Annotated in this window: 2 protein-coding genes; both read left to right on the top strand. The window is 41.2% G+C overall.

The genetic code is table 11. The features are described from left to right. Positions 1–890, top strand: an 890-nt coding sequence (locus AC06OU_RS14760) for a PD-(D/E)XK nuclease family protein (protein WP_475856782.1), incomplete at its 5' end; no start/stop codon positions are given. Continuing rightward, on the top strand, positions 877–2712 hold a 1836-nt coding region (locus AC06OU_RS14755), incomplete at its 3' end, for a UvrD-helicase domain-containing protein (protein ID WP_475856780.1). The genes AC06OU_RS14760 and AC06OU_RS14755, both read left to right, overlap by 14 nt.

Here is a 2712-nt window from a genome sequence, read left to right as displayed (position 1 = left end):
TTGTACATCAGCTATTGTTGAGTACAAATCGTTATCGTTATATTCAAAGAAAATTAGAGCAAATCGTCGGAAATACATTAGTGGCATTAAGCAGACATTCCAAAGTATCTGGCTTCGTACCAATTGCTATCGAGGCAGGCTTTGGTCCAGGAGAACAATTGCCACCTTTAGAGATACCATTAAAACATAGACGTAAGATGCAATTGCGTGGAAGAATTGACCGAGTGGACGCAGCCAATGTAAATGGCAATATGTTCATGCGTATCATTGATTATAAGTCCTCCAAAAAGGGTCTTGATCTCAATGAAGTGTATCACGGTATTTCCCTACAATTGTTAACGTACTTAGACGTTGCTGTAGAAAATGCTAAAATATGGCTCCAGGAAGAAGCAGAGCCTGCTGGTGTACTTTATGTTCATATGCATAATCCGTTTATTCAAAGCGAGAAGGAATTAGAGGATGAGGAGCTACAGGATTCCATATATAAATCCTATAAAATGAATGGACTGTTATTATCAGATCCAGAAGTGATTACAGAGATGGACGAACAAATAGATGGGTTTTCGAAGGTAATTCCTGTCCGGATGAATAAGGACGGCAGCCTTTCCAAATCCTCCTCAAAAGTTGTAGAACCAAATCAAATGAAACTTCTTCAAACCTTTGTACGTAAAAAGCATGAACAGGCTGGGAACGGCATGAACGCAGGAGACACGAGAGTATATCCATATGTCATGAAGGATAAGATGCCTTGCCAATTTTGCTCATATAGGAGCGTTTGTCAATTCGACCCGCAGGATCCGGAGCAAAAGGTGCGAGTGTTAAAAGTAGATAAACCAGATATTATAGCGGACAAGATACAAAAGGAGATGAGTACAAATGAAGATTCCTAAGATGCCTGATGATTTAACTTGGACAACCGCGCAGTGGAAGGCAATCTGGGCAACTGGTTCAGATGTGCTCGTAGCTGCCGCTGCAGGTTCTGGTAAAACGGCTGTGCTCATCGATCGACTTATACAAAAAGTGATTGCAAAGGAAAATCCAATAAACGTAGATGAATTGCTAGTCGTTACATTCACAAATGCTTCGGCAGCAGAAATGCGTCATCGAATGAGAGAGGCGTTGGAAAAAGCGATTGCCTTGGACCCTAACTCAAATCATTTAAGAAAGCAGCTGACATTATTAAACAAAGCACAGATTTCCACCTTGCACTCCTTTTGTTTAAACATTGTGCGTCAGTATTCCTATATGCTGACAATCGATCCGGGCTTTCGAATAGCAGATGACACAGAGGCAGCACTTCTGCGCGACGATGTACTAGCAGACATCCTAGAAGAAGCATACCAGACAGAAAATCCAGACGCTATGTATCTATTATCCGACAGCTTCACTTCCGATCGAGATGATCAATCGATTGAAGTGATGATCGATAAGTTATATACGTATGCCCGTGTGCATCCAGAGCCAAAGAAATGGCTACTAGCTATCCCGGAAGCTTATGAGCTAGACAGTGACATGACGATAGATGAACTGCCATTCATCGCCCCCTTAAAGCTTGCGATTATTTATCAGCTGGAGGAAGCTATGGCGCTGGCAGAGGATATCAGAAAGCTTGCGAATCTTCCTGATGGCCCTGCTCCACTCGGAGACACGGCTATAAATGATCAACAACTTATACAGGAAGCCATACGTTTACTGAAGATGGGGAGCTGGCAGGACGCGTATTATTACTTCCAAGGTTTAAAATGGGCGAAAGCTGCCTCCATCCGAAAGGATTCCTGTGATGAAGAGCTGAAAAAGAAGGCTACGACTAAGAGAAATAAGGCTAAAAAGGTTGTGAACGAGCTCAAGGATAAATATTTTACGCGAACTCCTGAACGACTTTTAGAAGAGATGAGATTGATGGCTCCTCACTTAAAAACACTAGTAAATCTTGCTATTTCTTATGGAGAAAGATACACTGCAGCAAAAAATGATAGAGGGCTAGTAGACTTTTCTGACCTCGAGCATTATGCCTTAGAGATACTCACTGACCATGATGAGGACGGAAATTTAGTCCCTTCCGCAATTGCAAAGGAATATCAGGAGCGATTTAAAGAAGTGCTCGTGGATGAATACCAGGATACTAATAATCTCCAAGAAACTATTCTTCAATTAGTTAAAAGCGGTGATGAATTAACTGGCAACATGTTCATGGTTGGAGATGTTAAGCAATCTATTTACAGATTCAGACTTGCTGAGCCTATGCTTTTTCTTGGAAAGTATCGCATATTTAATGAAGAGCCATTAGAATCTGGAGTGAAAATTGATTTAAATGCAAACTTCAGAAGTCGTCAAGAAGTGCTACATGGAACGAACTATATTTTCCAACAAATTATGGGTAAAAATGTGGGAGAAATAGAATATGATGATGCTGCTTCCTTAAAGCCACAAGCTCCTTATGATGACAAAGACGCAGCCGTAGAGCTTGCTTTGTTATATGAAGTGCAGGATGGAAGTGCCGAGGTAGATCAAGATGAAGAGGATTTTACCTCTGTCGATGCCGAGGAGGAATTAAAAAAATCTCAAGCAGAGGCACGTTATATCATTTCAAAAATAAAAGAAATGATCGCAAGCGGACATACAGTCTATGATCCATGGAAAAAGAAAGAACGCCCTGTTCAATACAGTGATATGGTCATTCTTATGCGGTCTATGACCTGGTCACAGGAAGTC

Source organism: Psychrobacillus sp., assembly GCF_056205495.1.
Note: the sequence above shows the minus strand (reverse complement) of the source record. Positions and strands in the feature narration are given on the sequence as shown.